This is a genomic window from Paenibacillus sp. P5_B5 (assembly GCF_056400365.1).
Genome location: NZ_JBFULK010000070.1, coordinates 1 through 413, shown reverse-complemented (window position 1 = coordinate 413; position 413 = coordinate 1). Strand labels below are relative to the sequence as shown.

The 413-nt window shown below is 54.2% G+C and carries 1 rRNA gene; it reads left to right on the top strand.

What is annotated here, in order from left to right:
• Positions 1-413: ribosomal RNA gene (locus tag AC1DOK_RS24595) — 16S ribosomal RNA — on the top strand; the annotation flags it as partial.

The window sequence follows — 413 nt, the reverse complement described above, 5'->3', positions numbered from 1 at the left end:
GGGTGTAAACACTAGAGATAGTGTCCCTCTTCGGAGCACCCAAGACAGGTGGTGCATGGTTGTCGTCAGCTCGTGTCGTGAGATGTTGGGTTAAGTCCCGCAACGAGCGCAACCCTTGATCTTAGTTGCCAGCACTTCGGGTGGGCACTCTAGGATGACTGCCGGTGACAAACCGGAGGAAGGTGGGGATGACGTCAAATCATCATGCCCCTTATGACCTGGGCTACACACGTACTACAATGGTCGGTACAACGGGAAGCGAAAGAGCGATCTGGAGCCAATCTTATAAAAGCCGATCTCAGTTCGGATTGCAGGCTGCAACTCGCCTGCATGAAGTCGGAATTGCTAGTAATCGCGGATCAGCATGCCGCGGTGAATACGTTCCCGGGTCTTGTACACACCGCCCGTCACAC